Genomic DNA, 22898 nt, shown 5'->3' with positions numbered 1-22898 from the left:
CAGTTGTCGGTTTGAGGCGGGGCAACGCCCCGCCCCCTTGTCTCTTGCATCTTGGAACTTGTCTCTGCGCCCTTATGCGACTTTCCTGCCAACCTCAACCCGCGCCAGCGCATCCTTGTAGTGGTTGGCGTGACGCTCTTCCACCCGGGCCAGGGCGGCGAAGCGCTTGGCGGCCTTCTCCAGGACACCCTGGAAGTAATCGGCGTGCTCGATGGATTCGGCGATCTGCTCGTCGAACTCGCGCACCGCGGCCTCGTTCTTCTCCTGCATGGCCATGTGGCGGAACTGCGGGTACATCTCGCTGTACTCGTAGGTCTCACCTTCGATGGCCATCTCCAGGCACTGTGCCGGGCTCATCCGGGCCTTGGGGAAGAGCAGGTCCAGATGACCGAAGGCGTGCTGCACCTCCTGGGCGGCGGTGGCCTCGAAGGCCTGGGCGGACTCGATGTCGCCCATCTCGCGGCACAGCTTGGCGAAATACAGGTACTTGATGTGGGCCATGGACTCGCCAGCAAAAGCGGCTTCCAGGTTCTTGACGGTGACCGAACCGTTCTCGGACTGCTGCATGGTAATGATCTCCAGGGTTTAGAAAGTTTGCGCCACAAGACTTGCGGCTTGGAGATCATATTAGAGGCAGACTATCAATTTATATAATTTAATTATTTAAATTAATCGATAGGGGATGGCTATCAATGATTACGGTTATTTTTCCTGATCCGTTATTCGACGCAGAGGACGCAAAGACGCGGAGGGCGCAAAGAAATCATTATCAAAAATCCTGTTCTTGCGCGCTCCGCGTCTCGGCGTCCTCTGCGTGATTCACGAACCCATCACAGACCCTTACGGCCTGATCGGCTCCACGCAGCTGAGGTCGGCGTCCAGGATGGCCTGGCGCACGGCCTCGATGGCCTTGGGTCGGGGGAAGCTCACCCGCCAGGCCAGGGCCACCTGGCGACGGGGCACTGGCATGCTGAAGCGGCGGATGGCGAGAAGGCGATGGGCATAGCGGTCCGCACCGGCTGCGGTACAGGGCAGGATGGTCATACCCATACCCGAGGCCACCATGTGGCGGATGGTCTCCAGCGAACTGCCTTCCACGGTGCGCTGAATGCTGTGGTCCGAGGTCACGGTGCGATGACAGTTGGGGCACAGCTCCAGCACCTGGTCCCGGAAACAGTGGCCCGCCCCCAGCAACAGCAGGTTCTCGGTGGCCATGTCGGTGAGCCTGATTTCGTCGCGCTCGGTCCAGGGATGTCCCGCGGGCAGTACGGCCACGAAGGGCTCGTCGTAGAGCGGCAGGGTGACCACGCCGGGCTCATCGAAGGGCAGGGAGATGATGATGACATCCAGGTCCCCCTGCTTGAGCCGCTCCGCCAGCCGGGCGGTGAAATTCTCCTCGATCACCATGGGCATGTTCGGCGCCGACTCCCGCAGGGCCGGGATCAGATGCGGCATCAGGTAGGGGGCGATGGTGAAGATGGCACCCAGGCGCAGGGGGCCGCCCAGCTGGTCCTGTCCCTGACGGGCGGCCAGGGCGACACCGTCGGCCGCCTCCAGGGTGCGCTGGGCCTGGGCCACCACCTGCTCGCCCACCGGGGTCACAGTGATCTCGCCCCGGTTGCGCTCGAACAGGGACACACCCAGCTCCTCCTCCAGCTTCTTCACCGCCACGCTGAGGGTGGGCTGGCTCACGTGGCAGGCCTCGGCGGCGTGACCGAAGTGGCGCTCCCGGGCGACGGCGACGATGTATCGAAGTTCGGTGAGGGTCATGGGGAAGTGGGAAGGGTGAATTGGGAACTGGGCATAGGGACAAGATACAAGAAAAGCCGGGCTGGCGAGACCCCTGAACACTGGGGCATTTCACACATCTGTGCGGCATATGCCCTGCAACCACACTGAAGTCGAACCGTGTATCCCCCGCTGCCGCGGTGTTTCGTGCCATGGCATGGTTATCGCTTACAGGTTGAAGGGATAACCACAATCATTTGGGGAGACACCATGCCAAACCATCGCCTGGCCCTGGCCATCGCCGCCGCCTTGAGCATTCCCTGTGCCCACGCGGGCATCATCCTGGCGCCCATCACGGTGACCGCCACAAAGGAGGCCGCGATGCCCGCCACGGATCAGCTCACCGAGCACACCCCATTTCAAAGCCCCAAGGCGGACGCGGGCGAGGCGCTGCGGCTGATCCCGGGCATCTCCGGCTCGCGCATGGGCCAACATGGCATCGACCCGATCATCCGCGGGCAGACGGCGGACCAACTCAACGTGCTCATCGACGGCGGTTACGTATTCGCCGCCTGCCCCAACCGCATGGATCCGCCCACCAGCTTCGGCTCGCTGGTGCTTTACGACCGTGTGGTGGTGGAGAAGGGCGTACAGAGCCTGCTGCATGGTCCAGGGGGCAGTGGCGGCACCATCCTGTTTGAACGGGACACCGCCGAGATGGCTGCCGAACCCGGCGTGCGCGGTCGCCTGAGCTTCGGCGCCAACGACAACGGCCTGCACGGCGAGGCCGGCCTGGACATGCTGATAAGCAACGGCCAGGGGTATGTGCGCGTGCTGGGCGAGGCGCTCAATGCCGGCAACTATGAAGACGGCGACGACAACGAGGTCCCCTCCTCCATGAAAAAGCGCGCCATCACCCTCATTGGTGGCTACCGCTTCGATAGTCACAGCGGTGTGGAAGCCTCGGTGGATCGCTCCCGGGTCACCGACGCCCGTTATGCCGGTGCCGGCATGGACTCCCCCGAGGATGAGCTGACCGCCTACCGGTTTAAGGGCTGGGCCGAGGCCCTGAACGGACCGGTCAATGGCGTGAAGGCCGAGCTCTGGCGCAGCGACGTGGACCATGTCATGGACAATTTCTCCCTGCGCGAGCCGGCCGATCCGATGATGCTCCGGCGTTCCCCCACCACCTCCCGCACCACCGGTGGCCGGCTGATCCTGAGCTCGCGTCTGGACCGCGCCGAGGTGGACTATGGCGTGGACGTTCGACGGGTGGACCGCGACGCCGTCCTGTTGAACGCCCTGAGCGGAGACCTGCTGTTCCGCACCTGGCCGGACGCCCGTCAGGACAACGTGGGGGTGTTCACCCAGGCGGACGTGCAGACCGGCGTGTTTGGTTTGCTGCGTGGCGGACTACGGGTGGATCGCCATGAATCCAGCATCGACAGCGACCTGGAAGGACAGAGCATCGCCACTGCCACCGCCCCATGGGTACCCGAAGGCACGGCAGAGGCGGCCGACAGGACCCGCAGGGACACCCAGATGAGCGCCCTGCTGCGCTATGAACATGCGCTCAACGGCTCGCTCACCGCCTTCACCGGCCTGAGCCGCACCATCCGCCAGCCCGATGCCACCGAGCTCTACTTCTACCGTCCGCACATGACCGAACGGCTGATCGGCAATCCGAGTCTGGATGCCGAGAAACACCATCAGCTGGACCTGGGCGTGGTCAGCCAGGGACCCCGCCTGAGCTACGAGGCCGCTCTTTTCTATGACCGGGTGGATGACTTCATCCTTCGTGACAATCTGGGCACCACCCTCAGCTTCCGCAACGTCCGGGCGACGCTCTGGGGTGCGGAACTGGGGGCAGGTTACCGTCTACATGACGACCTGATTCTGAGCGGCGCTCTGTCCTACGTGCGTGGTCGCAACGACAGCGACGGCCGCGATCTGCCGCAGATCCCGCCGCTGAACGGTCACCTGGGCGTGGAATACCAGCCTGCCCAGTGGCTCGTGGGCGCCCGTACCCGCTTCGCCGACAAGCAGACCCACATTGATACCCAGGGCGGTGTGGACACCATCGAGACCCCTGCCTGGGCCGTGCTGGACCTCTACGGCGCCTACCGGATGAATCGCCAGGTGGAAGTGCGCGCGGGCGTGGACAACCTGTTCGACCGCCACTATGCAGAACACGTCAACCGCAATTATTCCGCCCTGTTCGGCGACCCCTCGGAGCGCATCTACGAGCCGGGCCGCACCCTCTGGGCGCGGGTCAACGTGACGTTCTGAAGGTGCGAGGTGTGAGGTGTGAGGATGTGCCCCCTCGCCCTCAGGGAGAGGGCCGGGGTGAGGGTGGTCTTACGCCTTCATCCTTCCCACATCCGCCTTACTCCCCCTCCAGGGCGTACTTCTTAATGCGATAGAGCAGCGTGTCCCGGGTCAGGCCCAGCAGGCGGGCGGCCCGGGCGCGGTTGCCCTGGGTGCGGCCCAGGGCCTGGCGGATGAGACCCGCCTCCAACCGGTCCAGTTGCACGCCGTCCCGGGGCAGTTGCCAGTCCGGCAGGTCTGCGGCTGTATCGGCGCGGGCCTCCAGATGCAGGTGCTCCGGATCGATGGTCTGGCCGCTGAACAGCACTACGCTGCGCTCGCAGAGATTGCGCAACTCCCGCACGTTGCCGGGCCAGCGGTGACGGGTCAGCAGACGACGGGCCTGAGCGGAGAAACGGGGCGGATTGACCCCGTGGCGGGCAGCCAGCTGCTCGGTCAGGGCATCCAGCAGCACGCCAATGTCCCCCGGCCGCTCGCGTAGGGGCGGCAACTCCAGGGGAATTACGTGCAGCCGATAGTAGAGGTCTTCCCGGAACCGGCCCGCATCCACCCAGTGGCGCAGATCCCGGTGGGTGGCCGCGAGCACGCGCACGTCCACCGGCTCCGGGCGATCACCGCCCAGGGCCTGACACTCTCCGTGTTCCAGGAAGCGCAACAGCTTGGCCTGGGCACCCAGGGGCAGCTCGGCCACCTCGTCCAGAAACAGGGTGCCACCCTGTGCCTGGCGGATGTAACCGGGCCGGTCTGCCACGGCCCCGGTGAAGGCACCGCGCCGGTAACCGAACAGCTCCGCCTCGATGAGATCCTGGGGCAAGGCGGCGCAATTGACCGCCACCCAGGACCCATGGGCACGTCGGCTCTCGTGGTGGATCAATCGTGCCAGCAGTTCCTTGCCGGTGCCGGTCTCCCCCAGCACCAGGGCAGTGGCGTCGGTGGCTGCGACCACCCGCGCAGCGCGCAGCACCGAGAGGAATTCGGGAGATGCGCCGATCATGTCCTGGGGATCAAAGCTAGTGGGCTGCATGGTTAGCTCAGGTTCGATTTAAAGGTCGAGTGGTTTCATTCGTTGTCGGCCAGACACGCACCCGCTCAAGCCTGCCAGTAATGCATCAGCAGAGGCAATGGCGCCATGACCACGATCAACAGCCCGGCTGTTCGCCGCACCCCGGGCCGCCGGGTGAACCGGGCCAGCTGCCCGGCCATGACACCGGCGGTCACCAGGGCCGGCAGGGTGCCCAGACCGAAGAAGCCCATGAACAGGGCACCCGCCAGGGCGCTCTCGGCACTCACGCTGTAGATCAGCGCGTAGTAGACCAGGCCGCAGGGCAGCCAGCCCCAGATCATACCGAAGCCGAAGGCCTGCCAGAGGCTGCGCACCGGCAGCATGCGGCGTCCCACGGGCTCCAGACGTCGCCACAGGGGCCGGCCCAGGTGCTCGATGCGGCTGAGCTGCGGCAGCAGACCGGCGATGTACAACCCCAGGGCCATCAGGAATACCGTCCCCGCCAGCCGTGCAAACATCCAGACATCGGGACCGAGGCGGGCGCTAAGAAACGCGCCGCCGGTCCCCACCAGGGCGCCGGCCAGTATGTAGCTGCTCACGCGGCCGAGACCGAAGGTGGTATTGAACAGGGCCACGCGAGCCCGGGTCGACCGCGCCGCCGGAGACAGGCTCATGCCCAGGGCCCCGGCGATGCCGCCGCACATACCCAGGCAGTGGGTGACGCTGAACAGCCCAATCAGGAAGGCCACTGTCCACTGAAGGTCCATTACCCGAGCACCACCCGCCCCTGGGGATGATCCAGACTCAAGCCCACCACCCGCTGCCCCAGGCACACCACATGACCGGCGTGCCGGTCCCCGCCATCAAGGCTGAAGTCGAAGTGGTATTCCCGCCGCAGCGCCAGACTGCCCGATCCAGTCCGGGAAAACCCCAGCCGGGTGCGCGCCACGGACTGATCCAGCAGCTGCACCTGCATCTGTTCGCAGGCCCGGCGCGCCGCCCGCAGCACCGTCTCCCTGCATTTCAGGCTGTCGTTGATGTACCACAGGATCAGGCCCGCCAGCAGGATGAGGAGGATCGGCGTCATGACGGGCAGTGTAGCCGAAGTGGACAGGGTGAATTGGGAAGGGCGAAGTGAAAAGATGGCCGGTCATGGCTTTTCGCACTTCCCAATTCTCACTTCGTACTTCGCCTTCCCTGATCCGGGTTAAAATCCCCATCATGTCCTATACCGATTCTCCCCTGCCCGACCTGAACACCCTCGCGTCCCTGGTACGCGATGCCGCGCGCGAGGAGCTGTTGCCGCGCTTCAACCGCATTGGCCACGAGGTCAAGGCCGACGGCTCCCTGCTCACCGAGGCGGACCTGGCCGTGGACCGGCGCCTGCGCTCGGCCCTGGCGGACGCCTGGCCGCAGCTGGCCTTCCTGAGCGAAGAGATGACGGCACAGCAGCAGCATGCCCTGCTGGCGGACACCTCCCGCCCCCTGTGGTGCCTGGACCCCCTGGACGGGACCAGTAACTTCGCTGCGGGTATCCCGCTGTACGCCGTCTCCATCGCCCTGCTCATCGAGGGCAGGCCTCGGCTGGCGGTCACCTATGACCCGGTACGGGATGAATGTTTCAGCGCCAGCGAAGGCAAGGGGGCCTGGCTCAACGGGCAACGGCTGACCACGAAGTCCTTCGACACCCCCCTGTCCCGTGGCGTGGCCCTGGTGGACCTCAAGCGCCTGCCGACCCCCCTGGCCCGACGCCTTGCGGAGACGCCCCCTTACGGCTCCCAGCGCAACCTGGGCAGCTGCGCCCTGGAATGGGCCTGGCTGGCGGCCGGGCGGGGGCACGTCTACCTGCACGGCGGACAAAAACTCTGGGACCTGGCGGCGGGCATTCTGCTGCTCACCGAGGCCGGTGGCCGGGCCCTGACCCTGGATGGCCACCCCCCCTGCTGTAGCGGCACGGGGCCCCATTCCGCCATGGCCGCCCTGGACCCGGCGCTGTTCGAGACCTGGCAGCATTGGCTCGCCGGCCCACACGGCGAGGGCCCATGACACCGCGACCCGGCACACTGCAGGCACGCATCGGCTTGGATCGCTGGCTTCCCGCCCATGTGCCCGTGGCCTGGAAGCTGGCCCTGACAATCGCCGCCCTGGCAGTCCTGGTCATGGGCATCCTGGGTGCCATCCTGCTGGCCCAGCACACCCAGACCCTGCGCGCCCAGGCCGAGGGTTTCGGCGAGACCCTGGCGCGGCAACTGGCCGGCACCTCCGTGGAGCTGGTACTGGCCGAAGACCAGCTGGCCCTGGCCGCCCTGGTCAACAATCTGGCGCAAAGTGATGGCATCAGCGGCGCCACGATCCTGGACGCAAACGGCGCGGCCATCGCCCAGGCCGGTGCCCAGCCCGCGCAGGGTCAGGTCTCCGAACCCTGGGGGCAAGGTCGGCGCTGGCTGCTGGCCGAATCCGGTGAGCCGGTGGCCTCCCACCGTGCCCCGTTGCGCTTCCAGGAACTGGAGCTGGGCCAGGCGGTGGTCACCCACAGCCTGGCCCCGCTGGAGGCCACCACCCGGCGCGCCGTGGCCCTGGTCACCGGCGCCACCCTCATCATGGCCCTGCTGGCCAGCCTGGCCGCTGGCATCCTGGGCAAACGCCTGTCCCGGCCCATCGACGATCTCATGGACGCCAGCCGCGCCATCGGTGCGGGCAACTACGGCTTTCGCTTCACGGAACGGCGCAACGACGAGATCGGCCACCTGATGGAATCCTTCAACCACCTGGCCCGGGGACTGCTGGAAAAATCCCAGGTGGAAGCGGCGCTTTCCCGCTACGTCTCCCCCGGCGTGGCACGTCAGATCCTGTCCAACCTGGAGCAGATCCAGCTGGGCGGACGCCACGTGGAAGGCACCGTCCTGTTCGCGGACATTGCCGGCTTCACCACCCTATCAGAACGCCTGCCGCCCCAGCAGGTGGCGGATCTGCTCAACGAATATTTCGGCTATATCGCGCGCATCGCCAGCGACTGCCACGGCACCATCGACAAGTTCATCGGCGACTGCGCCATGGTGATCTTCGGCGTCACCGAAGCCGACCCCCGTCACCGGCTGCACGCGCTGAACTGCGCCGTCATGCTGCAACGCCTGGTGACACGTCTGAACAACACCCGGGAGGCCCACGGTCTGCCCAGGGTGGAATTTCGCATGGGGCTCAACAGCGGCGAGATGCTGGCCGGCAACCTGGGGGCGAGCGATCGCATGCAGTACACGGTGGTAGGCGACACGGTGAATCTGGCATCGCGGCTCATGGGCACCGCCGAACCCGGCGAGATCGTGGTCAGCCAGGAGATGCTGCGCGACCCCGGTGTGGCCCGCTACGTGGAATCCCGGCGCAGCCACGAGATCCGGGTACGTGGCCGGGAAACCCCCGTGACCACCTATCGCATCGAGGCCATCCATGCCAAGGCAGACCTGGATGCCCGTATCGACGCCATCCTCGAGCCGGAACCCCAGAACTGATGCGCGCAGTTCCCATCATCACCCTCACCGTCCTGTTGACGGCAGGCTGCGCCCTGCTGGAACCACTCGGCATGGCCCCCGAGACCCGTATCGAGGCCCACACCGAGGCGGGGGAATACGGACGCGCCCTGGCGCTGCTGGACCGTCAACTGGCCATCAAGCCAGATGACGCGGGTCTGCGCCGCCAGCGTAAAGAAATCGCTGCCCAGGCGGCTCGCTTCGAACAGGACATCCTGATCGAGGCCGCTGAACACCTGCGCCAGGACAACTGGGCCGCTGCCCGTCAAAGCTACCAGCACGGCCTGTCCATCCTGCCCGACAGCCAGGCCCTGACCGCCGCCCGGGATGCCTACGAGAGCCAGCGAGAGAGCCACCTGGGCGACCTGGGTACACGCCTGCTGCTGGCCCGGGCCCACGGCCTGGTGAGTGAACGCCCGCTCATTGACGCGATCCACCGGGCCTCGCCCGACAGTCTGCGTAGCCGCCAGCAGCAACGGCGCACGGAACAGGAGGCCCGGGAACTGGCAGACAGACTCATGAACCTGGGAGAAACCGCCCTTGGTCGGGACGACCCCCTGCTGGCGGTAGAGGCCCTTACCCTGGCCCACGCCCTGGCCCCCGCCCAGGTGAGCGCCGAGCGTCTGGAGGCCGCGCAGCAGGCGCGCCAGTCCCGCCTGGCGGCCCTGCGAACCCGGCCACGGACGGACGACACGGGCAGCAACGAACCCGATCAGAACGAGATCCTCATGTCCCGCTTTCAGACCGCCTTTCAGCAAGACGATCTGCTGCTGGCCCGTCAGCAGCTGGAGGCCCTGGAGGCCCGCCAGCCAGGCGATGAAGGCCTTCGGCCCCAGCGTCAGATGCTCAACCAGGCCATCGATACCCGGGTGAGCGCAGGGCTGGAGGAAGGCCGCCGCCTCTACGCCGTCGGCCAGATCCACGAGGCCCTGGAGATCTGGCGTCCCCTCAAGGCCCTCGCCCCCGAACACCGGGAACTGGAGGCCCATGTGGAGCGGGCAGAACGGGTACTCAGGCGCATGGAAACCCTGCAGTGAGGCGGCGCTGGATAATGCAGCTGCGGGATGACCTTGTGGAGACCACCTCGCCGAGCCCGATTCACACTTGCAACTTCGTCTCCCGCGGCCGACCTGCTAAGGTGTGCCGCCACCGTCACAGATAAGTCCCCCACCATGTCCGAGACCCCCACCCAAGAACCCCGCTTCACCACCCAGGTGGGCGACACCCGCATCACCGTGCTGGGCACGGCCCATGTATCCCGTGCCTCAGCCGATGCGGTGCAGGAACTGATTCGCAGCAGAGACTTCGATGCAGTGGCCGTGGAACTGTGCCCCAGCCGACACAACGCACTGGTGCGCCCGGATGATCTGGCACGCATGGATCTGTTCCAGGTGCTGCGTCAGGGCAAGGTACCCATGGTCACCGCCAGCCTGGCCCTGGGCGCCTACCAGCAGCGCCTGGCTGAGCAGTTCGGCATCGAACCGGGGGCCGAGATGCGCGTGGCCATCCACGAGGCCCAGGCGGATCACCTGCCGGTGCTGCTCATCGACCGGGAGGTGGGTACAACGCTCAAGCGCTGCTACCGCAATGTGCCCTGGTGGCAACGTTTCAGCCTGTTCGGCGGCCTGCTGGCAGGGGTCATGAGCAAGGAGAAGGTCAGCGAGGAGGAGATCGAACGGCTCAAGGAAGGCGATATCCTGGAATCCACCTTCACCCAGTTTGCCCAGGAATCCCAGTCCCTGTACGAACCGCTGATCGCCGAGCGGGACCGCTACATGGCGGCACGGCTGCGCCAGGAGGCCAGCCGAGGTGGCTACAGGCACATCCTGGCGGTGGTGGGTGCAGGACACATGAAGGGCATCCAGGCCGACCTGCAAGCCCCATGCACCGACAGCCCCCAGGCGGTCATCGAGGCCCTGGACCGGGAACCCCCGGCGGCACGCTGGCCCAAGGTGCTGCCCTGGGTGGTGGTGGCCCTGATCCTCACCGGTTTTGCCATCGGCTTTTACCGCAATCCGGAACTGGGCTGGCAGCTGGTGCTGGACTGGGTGCTGATCAACGGCGGACTGGCTGCCGCGGGGGCACTGATCGCCGCGGCCCATCCGCTAACGGTTCTGAGCGCCGCCCTGGCCGCGCCACTGACCTCCCTGAATCCCACCATCGGTGTCGGCTTCGTCACCGCGGCGGTAGAGACCTGGGTGCGCAAGCCCAACGTGGGCGACTTCGCCCGCTTGAAAAAGGACACCACCCACCTGGGTGGCTGGTGGAGCAACCGGGTGTCACGAATCCTTCTGGTGTTCCTGTTCACCACCCTGGGATCGGCCATCGGCACCTACGTGGCCGGTTTCAGGATCTTCGACCGCCTGATCGGTTGAAGACCCGCCCTGACTTGCCACTAACCACTAGCCACTTACAGACACTCCCCCACCGAACCCTCCGCGCAAACCCGGCCATCCGTCCACACCGTGCGACTGAGCCGCACACCCTCCAGGTCCAGTCCCCCCAGGTAGGTGCCGCGCAGGTCCGCATAGCTCAGGTCCGCCTGGTCAAAACGTGCGCCTTCCAGCCGCGCCTCCTGCATCAGGGCGCCCACCAGGGAGGCGCCGCTGAAGTCCCCCCCCGCAGGTCGGCCTGGCGCAGATCCGCGTAGCCCAGGTTCGCGCCCACGAGCCGCGCGCCACTGAGACGGGCCTGCATCAGATCGGTACTGGCCAGGGTGGCGCCGCTGAGATCCGCTCCGCTCAGTTCCATCCCGGTCTTGCGACAATAGCTCCAGTTGATCCCCGGCCCCGGAGCCGCCTGGCAATCGGGCTGCGAATCCGCCTGCCGGGCGCCATCGCCCAGGAACATGAGCAGGCCCAGCACCCCGGCCACCGCGACACCCGCCAGTATCCAGGGCACGGGTTTGGGTGGCGCCCCCAGGGGCTCGGCCTGGTTCAGGCGTTCCCGCTGAACACGATGCTGGATGAATTCGACGGACTCCGGTGCCCGACGCTCATCCCGGCGCCGATCCTGGGGCTCGACACCCTCCTCCAGGTCTCGACGGTTGATGACCTGGCGCTCGTCCTCGCGCAGGCGCGCACGCAGCCGCGCCTCCCGCCCCTCGGCGTCGTCGGGCAGCAGCAGTTCAGCGGGAATGAGTTCCGGATGGGCAGAGATACTGGACCAGGCCTCCCGGTCCTGGCTGACCTGGTCCTGGGGGTGCAGACGGCCGAGGATCAGGTAGCGGGAGATGAGTCCGGAGGGATACGGCCCGCTCACCGCGCCTTGGCGGCGTGTGAACCAGAGTTGGTGTTCAGTCCCTGACTGCGTCATGGGCGTATTAAAGCATAGTGGCTAGTGGGAAGGGCCCCCTCCCCAACCCTCCCCCGCGATGCGGGAGAGGGGGTTTTATTCTCCCTCTCCCTCAGAGAGAGGGCTGTGGGGTGAGGGTGGTGTCCCTGCCACTTGAAACCTCTACCTGAAAATCACCCCAACACCGATGCTGAAACGGGTGTTGCTGCCGCTGTCTGTGCTGCGGCTTTCCAACGGCCAGAGGTGGGTGTCCCGGGCATGGACCAGGGGATAGGTGTAAGGCGCCTCACCCACCTGACCCTGCACCTTCTCACCCAGGGTGCCGGTCACCGTCACGCGCCGACCCGGGGCGTAGGAGACCTCCTCCAGGTAACCCGGCGCCCGCACCAGGAAGCGCCCCTGGGGCGTGCGGCTCGCGGCGGGGCGCTGGTTGTTCTCCAGGGGATAAGCCAGCACCTCCAGTTCCGTGTAATCGGCCAGATTGCGGGTGGCCACGATCATGCCGCCCCAGATCACCTGGCTGCCCTGGTAATCCTGGGTGCTGGCGGAGACCTCCGAGGGCACCAGGTCCGTGGCCACCCCGGTGGTCTCGTAACGGGGGCCCGTGGCGCAGCCGGCCAACAGCAGGAGGATCAGGGTCAATACCAGCAAATAACGCATCACATCACTCCGCCGACTCGGCTTTTACATCGTACCTGCACGCTCGGATTCAATAGCGGCGCCAGGGCCCATAGATCGGATGATAGGGATACCAGGGGTCGTACCACCAGGGCGAATAGTAGGGATCGCGCACCGGTTCACGCACGGCCCAGAGCTGATGCACATCCACATCCACACGCACATAGGGATAGGGGTAATCGCCCACGGGACGCGACTCCAGCCCGGCCACTCGCCCGCTGACGGTGATCTCCCGTCCGGCGACATAGACGGCGGGGTCCAGGAAGCCCGGCACCCGGGCCAGGAAACGGCCCTGGGTCACATCGGACTCCCTGGGACGCCCGCCACTGGTCAGGGGACGGGAAACCACCTCAACCAGGGTGTGGTCGGCGAGATTGTTCACCCCGGCGATGACCCCGCCCCAGCGCACCTGACTGCCCTGGAAACGGGCCGGATCGGCACGCACCTCATCGGGCTGGGGCGCGCCCGGCGGTGCCGCCCGAATGGGCTCGGGGGTGCTGGCGCAGGCCGCCAGCCACAGGGCGGCCAGACACAGGGACATCACTCGCAGTATGCGCATCATGGTGTCTTTGACCACCGCAGGAACCACAGATTCCCCTCAACCCGGGGCTGCCTGCGCCCGAGCCTTTACTGCAGGTGTTCTTTCATGAACCGGGTGGCCCGCTGGATGGCGTCCTTGGTGGCCAGATCATCGGCAAAGGTACGCACCTCGCCCCCTCGAAACTCGAAACCACGTCCGACACCGGGATACTCCACCAGGTGGGCGTCACGCTCACGGTTGCGCAGGGCGGAAACGGACATCTCGATACCGCGCTTGCGCTGGTACTGCTCATGCTCACCCACGAACACGAGCACCGGCAGGGTCAGCTGATCCACCTCGGTGGCATAGCGGTAGACCTGCATGGGTTCCGGCGCGTTGGGGTCCTGCATGTGCGGGTAATAGGAGACGTAGCAGGCCAGCCCGTTGTTCTGCCGGTCGTGGGTCACGGCCACCTTCAGGGCGTAGTAGCCGCCCCGGGTGTGAGAGTAGATGCAGGCCCTGTCGCTGCTCAGGTCATCCCGGGCCAGCAGGTAATCCACGGCGTGGCTGAGGTCTTCTTCCAGCACGGTGTCATGTTCGATGGGGAATTTCTCGATGAAGCGGCCGGTGTAGAGATCCGGTGCCACCACCACGAAGCCCCGGGCGGCCAGGCGGATCACGTGGGGCTCGATGAGTTCATCCAGGCCGCGGCGGCCATGCACAAACAGCACCGCCGGATACTTGTTGCCATCATCGGGTCGGGCGATCATCACCGGCACGTCCACCTCGCCGGTCTCGTAATTGCCCCGGGTCACGGCCACCTTGTGGTTTTCCGGCACGGCCAGTTCGCCCCGCTCCCACCAGGCGCTGTCCCACCAGTCATGCATGTCCTCGGCATGGGCCGCGGACATGACCGAAAGACCCAGGGCACAGGCCCCAACCAGGGAAATCAGACCACGCATGACATTCTCCTCCGGGGCAATCCGCGCCCACTGTTATGATTGCTGTTCTTGTCCCGATGATACTGCCCCGCGGCAACATCTCGCATCGGTATCTGACCCCCAAGACTAACAACTTCCTCGAGCCCCATGCGAGTCAAGCCCAAGCCCCTGCCCGTGGAAACCAGCCTGCCGGAGCTGCAGCAAGCCCTGGCGTCCCGGGGCATGGCCCTGTTGCAGGCGCCCCCCGGCGCGGGCAAGACCACCCGTGTGCCCCCGGCCCTGCTGGAATCGCCCTGGTGCACCGGCCGGATACTGCTGCTGGAGCCCCGGCGCCTGGCGGCCCGGGCCGCGGCCCGGCGCATGGCCGCCGAGCGGGGTGAACGCCCGGGTGAGACCGTGGGACTGACCACCCGCCTGGACCGACTGACCGGCCCACAGACCCGCATCGAGGTGATCACCGAGGGCATCCTCACCCGTCGTCTGCAGCGGGACCCTTCCCTGGAAGGGGTGAGCGCGGTGATCTTCGATGAATTTCACGAGCGCAGCCTGCAGGCGGACCTGGGCCTGGCCCTGTGTCTGCAGGCCCGGGAACTGCTGCACCCGGAGCTGCGCCTGCTGGTGATGTCGGCCACCCTGGACGCGACGGGCGTGGCACGGCTCATGGGGGACGCCCCGGTGATCACCAGCGAGGGGCGCAGCTACACGGTGGATATCCACTACCGGGGTCCCGCCCCGGAACCCCGGGCGCCGGCCCCGGCGGTGACCGCCGCCGTGACCGATGCCCTGGCACATCATCCCGGCGACCTGCTGGTATTCCTGCCGGGCCGCCGGGAGATCGAACAGGTCGCACGGGCGCTGGAAGGTCGCACGGGTGCCGGGACCCGGATCCGCCCCCTGTATGGCCAGCTGCCCCCCGAGGCCCAGGACGCCGCCATCACCCCGGCCCCCGAGGGGGAACGCAAGGTGGTACTGGCCACGGACATCGCCGAGACCAGCCTGACCATCGAGGGCATCCGCGTGGTGGTGGATTCAGGCCTGGCCCGGCGCCCTGTCTTCGACCCGCGCACCGGACTTACCCGGCTCGCCACCGTGCGCATCAGCCAGGCCAGCGCCGAACAACGCCGTGGCCGCGCCGGCCGTCTGGGTCCCGGGGTGTGCATCCGGTTGTGGAACGAAGAGGCCACCTCGCGCATGCGCCCGCACACGCCGCCCGAGATCCTGGAGGCGGACCTGGCGCCCCTGGCCCTGACCCTGGCCTGCTGGGGCGCAGAGGCCGATGAGCTGGCCTGGCTGGACGCCCCGCCCGCCGCCCCACTCGACCAGGGCCGGGAACTGCTCCAGGGCCTGGGCGCCCTGGATGAAACCTTCAAGGTGACCGACCACGGACGGGCCCTGGATGCCCTGGGCACCCATCCGCGCCTGGGGCACATGCTGCTGGGCGCCCGGGACAGAGGCCTGGGCCACACCGCCTGCCTGCTGGCCGCCCTGCAGGAAGAACGGGATCCCCTGCCCCGGGATGCCGGCAGCGACCTGCGTCTGCGCCTGCAGGCCCTCACCACCCCACGGGGAGGCCACGGCGGGGCGCTCAAGCGTATCCGCACCCAGGCCGGACGCTGGATGAAGCAGCTGGATATCCGCAGCAATGAGCCCGTGGAGGCGCAGGCCGCCGGCCTGTTGCTGGCCCTGGCCTACCCGGACCGCATCGCCCTGCGCCGGCCCGGCGGGGAGGCCCGGTTCCTGCTCTCCGGGGGCCGGGGCGCACGACTGCTGGAAGGGGATGACCTGAGTGCCAGCGACTGCCTGGTGGCCGCAGTGCTGGACGGCGCCGGCCGGGACGCGGTGATCCGACTGGCCGCACCCCTTGAACGGGCGGACCTCGAAGCCCGACTCCCGGAACTGATCAGCGAGCGGGAACAGGTCAGCTGGGACGAGGGCCAGGGGGCCGCCGTTGCCAGAAAGGAACGCCGGCTTGGGGCACTGGTACTGGACAGCCGGCCGATGGATACGGTCCCGCCCCAGGCCATGACCGCGCTGCTGCTACAGGCCATCCGCGAGCGGGGCCTGTCCTGCCTGCCCTGGACGGCGGAAAACGAACGTCTGCGGGAACGCATGGCATTTATGCATCGTCTGGCCGTGGCCGGCGGGGAGTCCGCTGCATGGCCCGAGGTCAGCGACGCCGCCCTGCTGGACACCCTGGAAGACTGGCTCGGCCCCTGGCTGACAGGCATGAGCCGCCTCAGCCACCTGCGTCGCCTGGACCTGTCCGCCGCCCTGCTGGGCCTTCTGGACTGGCCCCGGCAGCAGCGTCTCAACAGTCTGGCCCCGGAACGATTCACCGTACCCAGCGGATCGGGCATCCGCATCGACTACAGCGACCCTGAAGCACCGGTACTGGCGGTACGCATCCAGGAGGTCTTCGGGCTCACCCGAACACCGATGATCGGCGGCGACAAGGTGCCGCTCACCCTGCACCTGCTGTCACCGGCACAGCGGCCCGTGCAGGTAACCCGTGACCTGGCAGGGTTCTGGGCAAGGACCTACGGAGAAGTAAAGAAAGACCTGAAGGGGCGCTACCCCAAGCATTACTGGCCAGACGACCCGATGCAGGCGGTGGCGGTGAGGGGGGTTAAACGAAGTGGGAAGTAGGAATTGGGAAGTAGGAATTGGGAAGTTGGAAGTTGGAAGTTGGAAGTTGGAAGTTGGAAGTATGACCTTACTTCGCACTTCCCAATTCCCACTTCGTACTTCGCGCACACCTTCACTGGGCGCGGCGCATCTCCTGGACATGGATGTTGCTGGCGGAAGGCACCATCAGGTTCTGGGTGCAGGCCAGATCGTAGCCGTAGAAATCACGCAGGTGGTTGTAGATGCGCTTGTGGGAGAAGTCTCGGTCGTGCTCGATGCCTTCGATGGCGGCCCGGGCGCGTTCGCCGGCCTCATGTTCGGGCAGATTGATCACGAACACCCGGCCTTCCAGTCGAAAACCGGCACGGACCATGCTGGACTGGATCTGGGTCCACAGGGCACGGCAGTTTTCGTAGCTGTCGTGTTCGTGGTCCAGATTGATGACAACTGCATATGCCATGGCAGGACTCCTGTCGCATGAGGCGGCCGTTGCTGACCTCTACATGACAAACACTGGACCTATTTCGCCGACCTGCGTCGTGATGGGCGTCACATAACAGAAGTTTGGTTCCGCCTCAGGATTCTCCGCCCAGCAACAGGGCCTCGGCTTCCACCACCTGCTGCTGGGCCTGGTCCACCACGGACCTCAGGGCGGCTGCATTCAGGCCTGTGCGCTCGAAGGCCACGGGGTCCACCGGCGGGGCATCCCGTTCATCCCGGGTGTCCAGCTCCGCCATGTGGGCCACGGAGTTGGCCATGTGCACCAGGGCCACCTCCTGGGGGAACTCCCGCGCCTCGGCGGGGCGATGGTGATAACGGATGCACTCCTGCAGGCTCACAGGCAGTTTCCAGCGCGCCGCCAGCTCCCCACCCACGTCCGCATGGTCATAGCCCAGCACCTGGCGCTCGGCGCTCTGGGGCCCCAGCTCACCGGCCTGCTGCAGTGCCAGGAGAAAGGCCTCATGGGCCTCGTCCGGCTCCCGGTTGAAGATCAGCAGGCGGCCGACATCATGGAGCAGCCCGGCGATGAAGACGGTCTCGGCACGCTTGGGCATCACCTGTTCGGCCAGGAGCCGGGCGGCGAGGCCGCAATAGATGCTGTGGCGCCAGAAGTCCTCCAGGGACAACAGCGGGCTTTCCACGGCATCAAAGGCCCGGGGGACGGTGCTGGCAATCACCAGCTCCCGGATGCGACCCGCACCGATCACGGTCACGGCCCGGCTGATGGTGTCCACGCGGCTGCTGAATCCGTACAGGGGGCTGTTGGCCAGTTTCAGCAGCCGCAGGGTGAGGCTGGGGTCCTGGCTGATGAGGTTGGCGATGTCCGTGGCGCTGGCCTTGGGGTCGTCCACCATCTCATTCAGGCGCATGGTGATGGCGGGCAGGGACATCAGTCCCTCGGTTTGTTCTATCAACTGATCGAGCGTGAGGGACATTGGGCCTCCCGGCATGAATGGTGGACAAACCGGCGCAGGGTCACGGTCGCCCACACCCATGATAGTCCATACGGCCTGCCCGACACCGGCCGGTCCGGACAGCACCATGGGGCATTGCCATGTTTGCACTTCGCGAATAACATAACACCATGATTCTGAAGCCGCAGGACATTTTCATCTGTCTCAAGCTGGTCAGCCTTGGCAACCAGCCCTGGACCTATCAGCAGCTCTCCCAGGACCTGTTCATGAGTGCCTCGGAGATCAATGCGGGGGTTCGTCGTGCGGTGCGTGCACGCCTGGCCGGTGCCAGCCGGGATGGGGGCAATCCCCGACCCAATCTCATCGCCCTGCACGAATTCCTGGTCCACGGCCTCAAGTACGCCTTCCCGCCGGACCGGGGTGGCCTCACCCAGGGGGTGCCCACCGCCCACGGCGCGCCCCCGCTGGTGGGCACCCCGGGCAGCAATCCCGGCGATGAACCGCCCCCGGTCTGGCCCCACCCCCATGGCCCGGTGCGGGGTGTGGCGTTCTCGCCGCTGTACCGCTCTGTGGCCCAGGCGGCCCTGGCCGATCCGCAACTCCACGAGATACTGGCCCTGGTGGATGCCATCCGGGACGAACGCTCCCGGGTGGGGAACCTGGCCGTGCGGGAACTCACCGCCCGGCTTCGCTAACAGGCTGTTGATTCGCGAACCTTCCCCGCTCCGGATTGTCATTTCTCTTGCTTGCCCAGGATGGATCGCACGGGTCTATAGTCATAGCTCTCGGCCGTTCCCCCGCTACCCATCCGAACACCACAATAATCATCAAGGAGAAACACCATGTCCCGTCTGCTTGTCCTGCTGTTCCTGGCCCTGTCCATGGGTCTGGCCCATGGCGCCGACGTACGCGGCGAAGAGGTCACCTACACCGATAACGGCACCACCCTCAAGGGCTACCTGGCCTATGACGCCTCCGCCAGCGGCCCCCGGCCCGGCGTGCTGGTGATCCACGAATGGTGGGGCCACAACGAACACGCCCGCAACCAGGCCCGTCGCCTGGCGGAACTGGGCTACACCGCCCTGGCCGTGGACATGTACGGCGACGGCCAGGTGGCCGATCACCCCCAGGACGCGGGCAAATTCGCCGGCGCCATTCGCCAGAATCGTGAGCTGATGATGAAGCGCTTTACGGCCGCAGAGAACTTCCTGCGCAGCCAGACCCAGGCAGATGCCGAAAAGGTGGCCGCCATTGGCTACTGCTTCGGGGGTTCCGTGGTGCTGGAGATGGCCCGCTCCGGCGCGGACCTGCTGGGCGTGGCCAGCTTCCACGGCGCCCTGGCCACCCAGAACCCTGCCCAGTCCGGCGAGGTGAAGTCCCGGGTACTGGTGCTGCACGGCAATGAGGACCCCATGGTCCCGGCCGAGCAGGTGGAAGGATTCAAAAAGGAGATGGACGCCGCCGGTGTGAGCTACCACTTCGTGGGCTATGACGGCGCCACCCACAGCTTCACCAACCCCGCCGCTGATGAGGCTGCGAAGAAGTTTGGCATGCCGGTGGGTTACAACGCCGAGGCGGACCAGAAGTCCTGGGGCGAGCTGGAGCGTTTCCTCGCCGAGACCTTCGGCAACTGAGGTCCTGAAGCACTGCGCCGCCCGGGCCTTGGCCCGGGCGGCGCATTTGTTTTGAGGGCACCTCTAAATATTCATGAACACGCATCTTGGGCGCTCAGAATAATTAGAGGTGCCCTTAAGTCAGCAGAAAATACAGCCCCAGGCTGGCCGCCACGGCCACCGCCACCAGGATCACCACCTGCATACGTCGCTGGCGGCGTCGCTGCTCTTCCCATTGACGAATCAGGGGCTCGGGCGTGAAGCTCGCACGCCCGTGCTGGGTCTCCGCCGGTTCACCCACCTGCACCTGCGGGACGCCCTCCTCCTCGACATCCTCCTCACGGGTATTCAGACCAAGACCATCCGGCGGCCCCGTTTCCTCGAAGGATTCATCCTCATCCGGGTCCGCTGACAGAACCTCTGGTTCGGGTTTTTCATCGAGCACCGGTGTGGGCTCAGGTGCTGCGGGTTCAGGGACAGGCCTGGCCCGGCGTTCACGCAGGGCGCGCCGGGCATCGGCCAGTTCCTGCATCAGGCTGCGCAGTTCCCGCTCAGCCGCCTCCCGGGCCTGCTCACTGCGTTCCTGCTTGGCGGCCAGTTCCACCAGTTCGTCTTCCAGCTGCAACTGGTTCAGTTCGGCATGTTCCGCGCGGGTACGCAGGGCCGTGAGCATGGCCTGGGTGTCCTCTTCATCGGCATCCTGCTCTACCGCCTCCCGGGCCTGTTCCTCCAGGCGTTCCAGGGCCTGCTCGGCACGCAGTGCGCGATCGCGCAGCTGGTTGGCCTCCCGGTCCCGCACCACCAGCCCCTCTTCACGCTCCGCCAGCAGCTGCTCCCGCTCGGCAAGGCTTTCCTGCAGGCTATCCAGACGATCCTCCAGCCCCATGCGGTCATCCTGCTCACCGCTGAGCCGGGCCTCCAGGGCCTGACGCTGGTCCAGGGCGGCCTGCAACTGGGCACGCACCTCGGCCAGTTCCTCACCGTGGCTGGACAACTCGCCGCGGGCCTCCTGCAACTGGCTTTCCAGGGTCTGGGCGCGGGCCGCCGCCTCGTCGAGGCGCTGTCGTTCCTCGCCCAAACGGGCCAGTTCGTCCCGGGCGGACTGCAAGGCTGCACGGGAGCCCTCCAGCTCGCTTTCTAGGGCACTGGTCCGGGCCGTGCTTTCCTGTTCAATACGCTGTAACTGTGCAGTCAGCCCCCCGGCCGCCTCCTCGGCGGACTGTCTGGCGGCCTGGCTTTCCTGCAGCTGCGCCTCCAGTTCACGGATACGCTCGCTGACACGCTTCTCGTCCACACTCTGCTGGCGAAGGATCAGCTCAGTGCGCAGGCGCTCCAGTTCCGCACGACTGCGGTCCCGCTCCGCCATGGCCTCGCGTAGCTGGCGGCGGCTGCTGTCCAGGGCCTCTTCCAGTTCCGCGGAGGCGGACACCGAGGCGGCCTCGGACTTGCGCATCTCGTCCTGCCAGCCCTTGAGCTGGCCACGCACGTCCCGCAGGGTATTCTCCAGTTCCGCGATCCGGACACGCAGCGCATCGGCCTCCGATGGACCGGACTGGGGGGCTGGCGGGGCAGGAGGCGGAGGTGCGGCGACGGGGATATGCACATGCTGCTGGGCCACGCCCAGCACGTCGGCGGCATTGAAGGGTTTCATGATCACGCCGGTGGCACCGGCGGCCAGCGCCCGCTCCCGGGTGCCGACACTGTCTTCGTTGCCGGTGATCAAGAGAATGGGCAATGCGCTCACCCCGCCGTCACCGGATTCCCGGATGCGACGTATGAGTCCGAAGCCGTCCAGCCGGGGCATGGACAGATCCGTGAAGACCCCGGCGATGGGGGGGTGTTGCAGAATACGCGACCAGCCTTCCTCCCCGTCGCCGGCCTCGGCCACGGCATAGAGGGGCGCCAGGATCTTTTTCAGTGCCTGACGCATGACCCGTGAGTCATCCACGATGAGAATCACGGGTCTGGGTTCGAGTACGGTGTCCTGATCTACCGCCATGTAGGTCTAATCCCCCGCAGCGCAAGGAACGCGCCAACCGGCAGTGTAACCGCTCCACAGCCCCTGTCGAAGTGCGCTGTTTCACCAATCGGTGCCGTTGATCGGATTTCTTGCGTCTGTCGCCCCATGTCAGTACGGTTTGGCGGAACCAAATCCACTGAGAATCCAGCCACCATGCTTTCCAGACTCTATCAGGCCCTGGGGCCGCTGCGCATTGCCATGGCAATGCTCTCCCTGCTGACCATCATCCTCATGCCTTCACCCGGTACTGAGGTGGTGTATGAAGGCTGGGCAATCATGCCCACGGTGGTGGCACCGGCCGTAGCGCCGATCCTGGTCGCCGTTTACCTGCTGGATATCCTGATGAGTTTTGTCTTCTCCCGCTCTCCCGGCGAAAACACCAAGCGGCGGCACTTTCATTTCATCATCCTGTCCGATGCGCTGTTCGTCTCACTCCTTCTGGCCGTGTGGATTCCCCTGATCATGGCCCTGGCGGTCTGATCACCCCTTACCCTTCTGGAATCATTCATGGCACACACCATCGTCATCACCGGCGCCAATCGCGGCATCGGGCTGGAATTCACCCGCCAGTACACTCGGGCAGGCTGGCGTGTGTACGCCGGCTGCCGCCAACCCGAACGGGCACTGGAACTCAACCAACTGGCTGAGGCCAGTGACGGGCGTCTGAGCGTGCACCCGCTGGACGTAACCCGCATCGAGCATATCCAGGCGCTGGCAGCCGTGCTGGGTGATACACCCGTGGACCTGCTGCTCAACAACGCCGGCAGCTACGGCCCCGATGGCGTGCGCTTCGGCCACAACACCGATGAGGCGGCCTGGATCGAGACCTTGCGCTGCAACGCCATTGGCCCCATGAAGATGATGGAGGCCCTGGTAGAGAACGTGGCCGCCAGCGAGCTGAAACTGATCGCATCTCTGAGCAGCAAGATGGCCAGCATGGATGACAACGGCTCCGGCGGCGCCTACATCTACCGTTCCACCAAGGCGGCGCTCAATGCCATCATGAAGAGCGCCGCCATCGACCTGGCGCCCCGGGGTATCACGGCCGTGGTGCTGCACCCGGGCTGGGTGCGTACTGACATGGGCGGCCCCCACGGGGAGATCGACGCCGAGACCTCGGCCCGGAAACTGCGTGCCCTGCTGACCCGACTCACCCCGGCGGATGCCGGGCGCTTCTTTGACGTGGACGGCAGCATCATCCCCTGGTAA

The 22898-nt window shown here is 66.3% G+C and carries 23 protein-coding genes; 10 read left to right on the top strand and 13 right to left on the bottom strand.

Features of this window, described 5'->3' with window-relative positions; translation table 11 throughout:
- Positions 1-72: 72 nt before the first annotated feature.
- Entirely contained in the window at positions 73-567 is a 495-nt protein-coding gene (locus tag TGR7_RS03355) for a rubrerythrin family protein (RefSeq protein ID WP_012637259.1), read from the bottom strand.
- 273 nt (positions 568-840) lie between these two features.
- The gene (locus tag TGR7_RS03350; protein ID WP_012637258.1) at positions 841-1770 is read right to left on the bottom strand and encodes a hydrogen peroxide-inducible genes activator; all 930 of its coding nucleotides are present in this window, start codon (positions 1768-1770) and stop codon (positions 841-843) included.
- Between the two features lie 228 nt (positions 1771-1998).
- Here TGR7_RS03350 and TGR7_RS03345 point away from each other — a divergent pair, with 228 nt between their 5' ends.
- Complete coding sequence (locus TGR7_RS03345; RefSeq protein WP_012637257.1) at positions 1999-4017, top strand: TonB-dependent copper receptor; 2019 nt, start codon at positions 1999-2001, stop codon at positions 4015-4017.
- A 97-nt stretch (positions 4018-4114) separates the two neighbouring features.
- Here the strand turns inward: TGR7_RS03345 and TGR7_RS03340 are convergent, their stop codons facing one another.
- The 3 genes from TGR7_RS03340 to TGR7_RS03330 form a co-directional block, all read right to left on the bottom strand.
- Entirely contained in the window at positions 4115-5080 is a 966-nt protein-coding gene (locus TGR7_RS03340) for a sigma-54 interaction domain-containing protein (RefSeq protein WP_012637256.1), read from the bottom strand.
- Between the two features lie 65 nt (positions 5081-5145).
- Entirely contained in the window at positions 5146-5826 is a 681-nt protein-coding gene (locus tag TGR7_RS03335) for a sulfite exporter TauE/SafE family protein (RefSeq protein WP_012637255.1), read from the bottom strand.
- A complete protein-coding gene (locus TGR7_RS03330) occupies positions 5826-6146 on the bottom strand; it encodes a DUF3301 domain-containing protein (RefSeq protein ID WP_012637254.1) in 321 nt (106 codons plus the stop codon). The genes TGR7_RS03335 and TGR7_RS03330 overlap by 1 nt, the downstream gene beginning before the upstream one ends.
- 134 nt (positions 6147-6280) lie before the next feature.
- Here TGR7_RS03330 and TGR7_RS03325 point away from each other — a divergent pair, with 134 nt between their 5' ends.
- The 4 genes from TGR7_RS03325 to TGR7_RS03310 all read left to right on the top strand — a co-directional run bounded on the left by TGR7_RS03325 (position 6281) and on the right by TGR7_RS03310 (position 10958).
- A complete protein-coding gene (locus TGR7_RS03325; protein WP_012637253.1) occupies positions 6281-7105 on the top strand; it encodes an inositol monophosphatase family protein in 825 nt (274 codons plus the stop codon).
- Complete coding sequence (locus TGR7_RS03320) at positions 7102-8565, top strand: adenylate/guanylate cyclase domain-containing protein (RefSeq protein WP_012637252.1); 1464 nt, start codon at positions 7102-7104, stop codon at positions 8563-8565. The genes TGR7_RS03325 and TGR7_RS03320 overlap by 4 nt, the downstream gene beginning before the upstream one ends.
- Positions 8565-9620, top strand: a complete 1056-nt coding sequence (locus TGR7_RS03315) for a hypothetical protein (RefSeq protein ID WP_012637251.1) — start codon at positions 8565-8567, stop codon at positions 9618-9620. Before TGR7_RS03320 ends, TGR7_RS03315 begins: the two co-directional genes overlap by 1 nt.
- Before the next feature lie 135 nt (positions 9621-9755).
- Entirely contained in the window at positions 9756-10958 is a 1203-nt protein-coding gene (locus tag TGR7_RS03310; RefSeq protein ID WP_012637250.1) for a TraB/GumN family protein, read from the top strand.
- Between the two features lie 35 nt (positions 10959-10993).
- Here TGR7_RS03310 and TGR7_RS17730 read toward each other — a convergent pair whose 3' ends face one another.
- From TGR7_RS17730 to TGR7_RS03290, 5 genes are all read right to left on the bottom strand, one after another.
- Complete coding sequence (locus TGR7_RS17730) at positions 10994-11176, bottom strand: pentapeptide repeat-containing protein (RefSeq protein ID WP_245523023.1); 183 nt, start codon at positions 11174-11176, stop codon at positions 10994-10996.
- Positions 11164-11898: a pentapeptide repeat-containing protein gene (locus tag TGR7_RS17875; RefSeq protein WP_281054572.1), complete on the bottom strand. Its 735-nt coding sequence runs from the start codon at positions 11896-11898 to the stop codon at positions 11164-11166. The genes TGR7_RS17730 and TGR7_RS17875 overlap by 13 nt, the downstream gene beginning before the upstream one ends.
- A 141-nt stretch (positions 11899-12039) precedes the next feature.
- Complete coding sequence (locus tag TGR7_RS03300; RefSeq protein WP_012637249.1) at positions 12040-12537, bottom strand: Slp family lipoprotein; 498 nt, start codon at positions 12535-12537, stop codon at positions 12040-12042.
- 49 nt (positions 12538-12586) lie between these two features.
- Positions 12587-13117 (bottom strand): Slp family lipoprotein, encoded by a 531-nt coding sequence (locus tag TGR7_RS03295; RefSeq protein WP_049764709.1) that lies wholly within the window; start codon positions 13115-13117, stop codon positions 12587-12589.
- A gap of 65 nt (positions 13118-13182) precedes the next feature.
- Positions 13183-14037: a dienelactone hydrolase family protein gene (locus TGR7_RS03290; protein ID WP_012637247.1), complete on the bottom strand. Its 855-nt coding sequence runs from the start codon at positions 14035-14037 to the stop codon at positions 13183-13185.
- Positions 14038-14163: 126 nt separating this feature from the next.
- Here TGR7_RS03290 and hrpB point away from each other — a divergent pair, with 126 nt between their 5' ends.
- A complete protein-coding gene (hrpB, locus tag TGR7_RS03285; RefSeq protein WP_012637246.1) occupies positions 14164-16662 on the top strand; it encodes an ATP-dependent helicase HrpB in 2499 nt (832 codons plus the stop codon).
- Positions 16663-16774: 112 nt separating this feature from the next.
- Here the strand turns inward: hrpB and TGR7_RS03280 are convergent, their stop codons facing one another.
- Both TGR7_RS03280 and TGR7_RS03275 read right to left on the bottom strand, forming a co-directional pair.
- The gene (locus TGR7_RS03280) at positions 16775-17101 is read right to left on the bottom strand and encodes a hypothetical protein (protein ID WP_012637245.1); all 327 of its coding nucleotides are present in this window, start codon (positions 17099-17101) and stop codon (positions 16775-16777) included.
- A gap of 115 nt (positions 17102-17216) precedes the next feature.
- Positions 17217-18077 carry an HDOD domain-containing protein gene (locus TGR7_RS03275; protein WP_012637244.1) on the bottom strand — a complete coding sequence of 287 codons (861 nt, stop codon included), beginning with the start codon at positions 18075-18077 and terminating at the stop codon, positions 17217-17219.
- Positions 18078-18226: 149 nt separating this feature from the next.
- On the opposite strand from TGR7_RS03275, the gene TGR7_RS03270 reads away from it, so the two are divergent.
- Both TGR7_RS03270 and TGR7_RS03265 read left to right on the top strand, forming a co-directional pair.
- Positions 18227-18751 carry a hypothetical protein gene (locus TGR7_RS03270; RefSeq protein ID WP_012637243.1) on the top strand — a complete coding sequence of 175 codons (525 nt, stop codon included), beginning with the start codon at positions 18227-18229 and terminating at the stop codon, positions 18749-18751.
- A gap of 147 nt (positions 18752-18898) precedes the next feature.
- Positions 18899-19690 carry a dienelactone hydrolase family protein gene (locus TGR7_RS03265; protein ID WP_012637242.1) on the top strand — a complete coding sequence of 264 codons (792 nt, stop codon included), beginning with the start codon at positions 18899-18901 and terminating at the stop codon, positions 19688-19690.
- 115 nt (positions 19691-19805) lie between these two features.
- On the opposite strand, the gene TGR7_RS03260 is transcribed toward TGR7_RS03265, so the two are convergent.
- Positions 19806-21668 (bottom strand): response regulator, encoded by a 1863-nt coding sequence (locus TGR7_RS03260; RefSeq protein WP_012637241.1) that lies wholly within the window; start codon positions 21666-21668, stop codon positions 19806-19808.
- A gap of 126 nt (positions 21669-21794) precedes the next feature.
- Between TGR7_RS03260 and TGR7_RS03255 the strand changes: the two genes are divergently transcribed.
- Together TGR7_RS03255 and TGR7_RS03250 are read left to right on the top strand one after the other, a co-directional pair.
- Complete coding sequence (locus TGR7_RS03255) at positions 21795-22169, top strand: hypothetical protein (RefSeq protein WP_245523022.1); 375 nt, start codon at positions 21795-21797, stop codon at positions 22167-22169.
- 27 nt (positions 22170-22196) lie between these two features.
- Positions 22197-22898 (top strand): SDR family oxidoreductase, encoded by a 702-nt coding sequence (locus tag TGR7_RS03250; RefSeq protein ID WP_012637239.1) that lies wholly within the window; start codon positions 22197-22199, stop codon positions 22896-22898.

The organism is Thioalkalivibrio sulfidiphilus HL-EbGr7, from assembly GCF_000021985.1.
In the GTDB taxonomy this organism is placed as follows: Bacteria; Pseudomonadota; Gammaproteobacteria; order Ectothiorhodospirales; family Ectothiorhodospiraceae; genus Thioalkalivibrio_A; species Thioalkalivibrio_A sulfidiphilus.
This window is presented reverse-complemented; position numbering and strand designations above follow the sequence as displayed.

Bases quoted from the DNA above. Each gene is read 5' to 3' on its own strand.
- TGR7_RS03320 (WP_012637252.1), top strand. From the start codon at position 7,102: ATGACACCGCGACCCGGCACACTGCAGGCACGCATCGGCTTGGATCGC.
- TGR7_RS03310 (WP_012637250.1), top strand. From the start codon at position 9,756: ATGTCCGAGACCCCCACCCAAGAACCCCGCTTCACCACCCAGGTGGGC.
- hrpB (WP_012637246.1), top strand. From the start codon at position 14,164: ATGCGAGTCAAGCCCAAGCCCCTGCCCGTGGAAACCAGCCTGCCGGAG.
- TGR7_RS03260 (WP_012637241.1), bottom strand. From the start codon at position 21,668: ATGGCGGTAGATCAGGACACCGTACTCGAACCCAGACCCGTGATTCTC.
- TGR7_RS03340 (WP_012637256.1), bottom strand. From the start codon at position 5,080: ATGCAGCCCACTAGCTTTGATCCCCAGGACATGATCGGCGCATCTCCC.
- TGR7_RS03335 (WP_012637255.1), bottom strand. From the start codon at position 5,826: ATGGACCTTCAGTGGACAGTGGCCTTCCTGATTGGGCTGTTCAGCGTC.
- TGR7_RS03255 (WP_245523022.1), top strand. From the start codon at position 21,795: ATGTCAGTACGGTTTGGCGGAACCAAATCCACTGAGAATCCAGCCACC.
- TGR7_RS03315 (WP_012637251.1), top strand. From the start codon at position 8,565: ATGCGCGCAGTTCCCATCATCACCCTCACCGTCCTGTTGACGGCAGGC.
- TGR7_RS17875 (WP_281054572.1), bottom strand. From the start codon at position 11,898: ATGACGCAGTCAGGGACTGAACACCAACTCTGGTTCACACGCCGCCAA.
- TGR7_RS03350 (WP_012637258.1), bottom strand. From the start codon at position 1,770: ATGACCCTCACCGAACTTCGATACATCGTCGCCGTCGCCCGGGAGCGC.
- TGR7_RS03275 (WP_012637244.1), bottom strand. From the start codon at position 18,077: ATGTCCCTCACGCTCGATCAGTTGATAGAACAAACCGAGGGACTGATG.
- TGR7_RS03295 (WP_049764709.1), bottom strand. From the start codon at position 13,117: ATGATGCGCATACTGCGAGTGATGTCCCTGTGTCTGGCCGCCCTGTGG.
- TGR7_RS03345 (WP_012637257.1), top strand. From the start codon at position 1,999: ATGCCAAACCATCGCCTGGCCCTGGCCATCGCCGCCGCCTTGAGCATT.
- TGR7_RS03250 (WP_012637239.1), top strand. From the start codon at position 22,197: ATGGCACACACCATCGTCATCACCGGCGCCAATCGCGGCATCGGGCTG.
- TGR7_RS03265 (WP_012637242.1), top strand. From the start codon at position 18,899: ATGTCCCGTCTGCTTGTCCTGCTGTTCCTGGCCCTGTCCATGGGTCTG.
- TGR7_RS03325 (WP_012637253.1), top strand. From the start codon at position 6,281: ATGTCCTATACCGATTCTCCCCTGCCCGACCTGAACACCCTCGCGTCC.
- TGR7_RS03355 (WP_012637259.1), bottom strand. From the start codon at position 567: ATGCAGCAGTCCGAGAACGGTTCGGTCACCGTCAAGAACCTGGAAGCC.
- TGR7_RS03300 (WP_012637249.1), bottom strand. From the start codon at position 12,537: ATGCGTTATTTGCTGGTATTGACCCTGATCCTCCTGCTGTTGGCCGGC.
- TGR7_RS03290 (WP_012637247.1), bottom strand. From the start codon at position 14,037: ATGCGTGGTCTGATTTCCCTGGTTGGGGCCTGTGCCCTGGGTCTTTCG.
- TGR7_RS03330 (WP_012637254.1), bottom strand. From the start codon at position 6,146: ATGACGCCGATCCTCCTCATCCTGCTGGCGGGCCTGATCCTGTGGTAC.
- TGR7_RS03280 (WP_012637245.1), bottom strand. From the start codon at position 17,101: ATGGCATATGCAGTTGTCATCAATCTGGACCACGAACACGACAGCTAC.
- TGR7_RS03270 (WP_012637243.1), top strand. From the start codon at position 18,227: ATGATTCTGAAGCCGCAGGACATTTTCATCTGTCTCAAGCTGGTCAGC.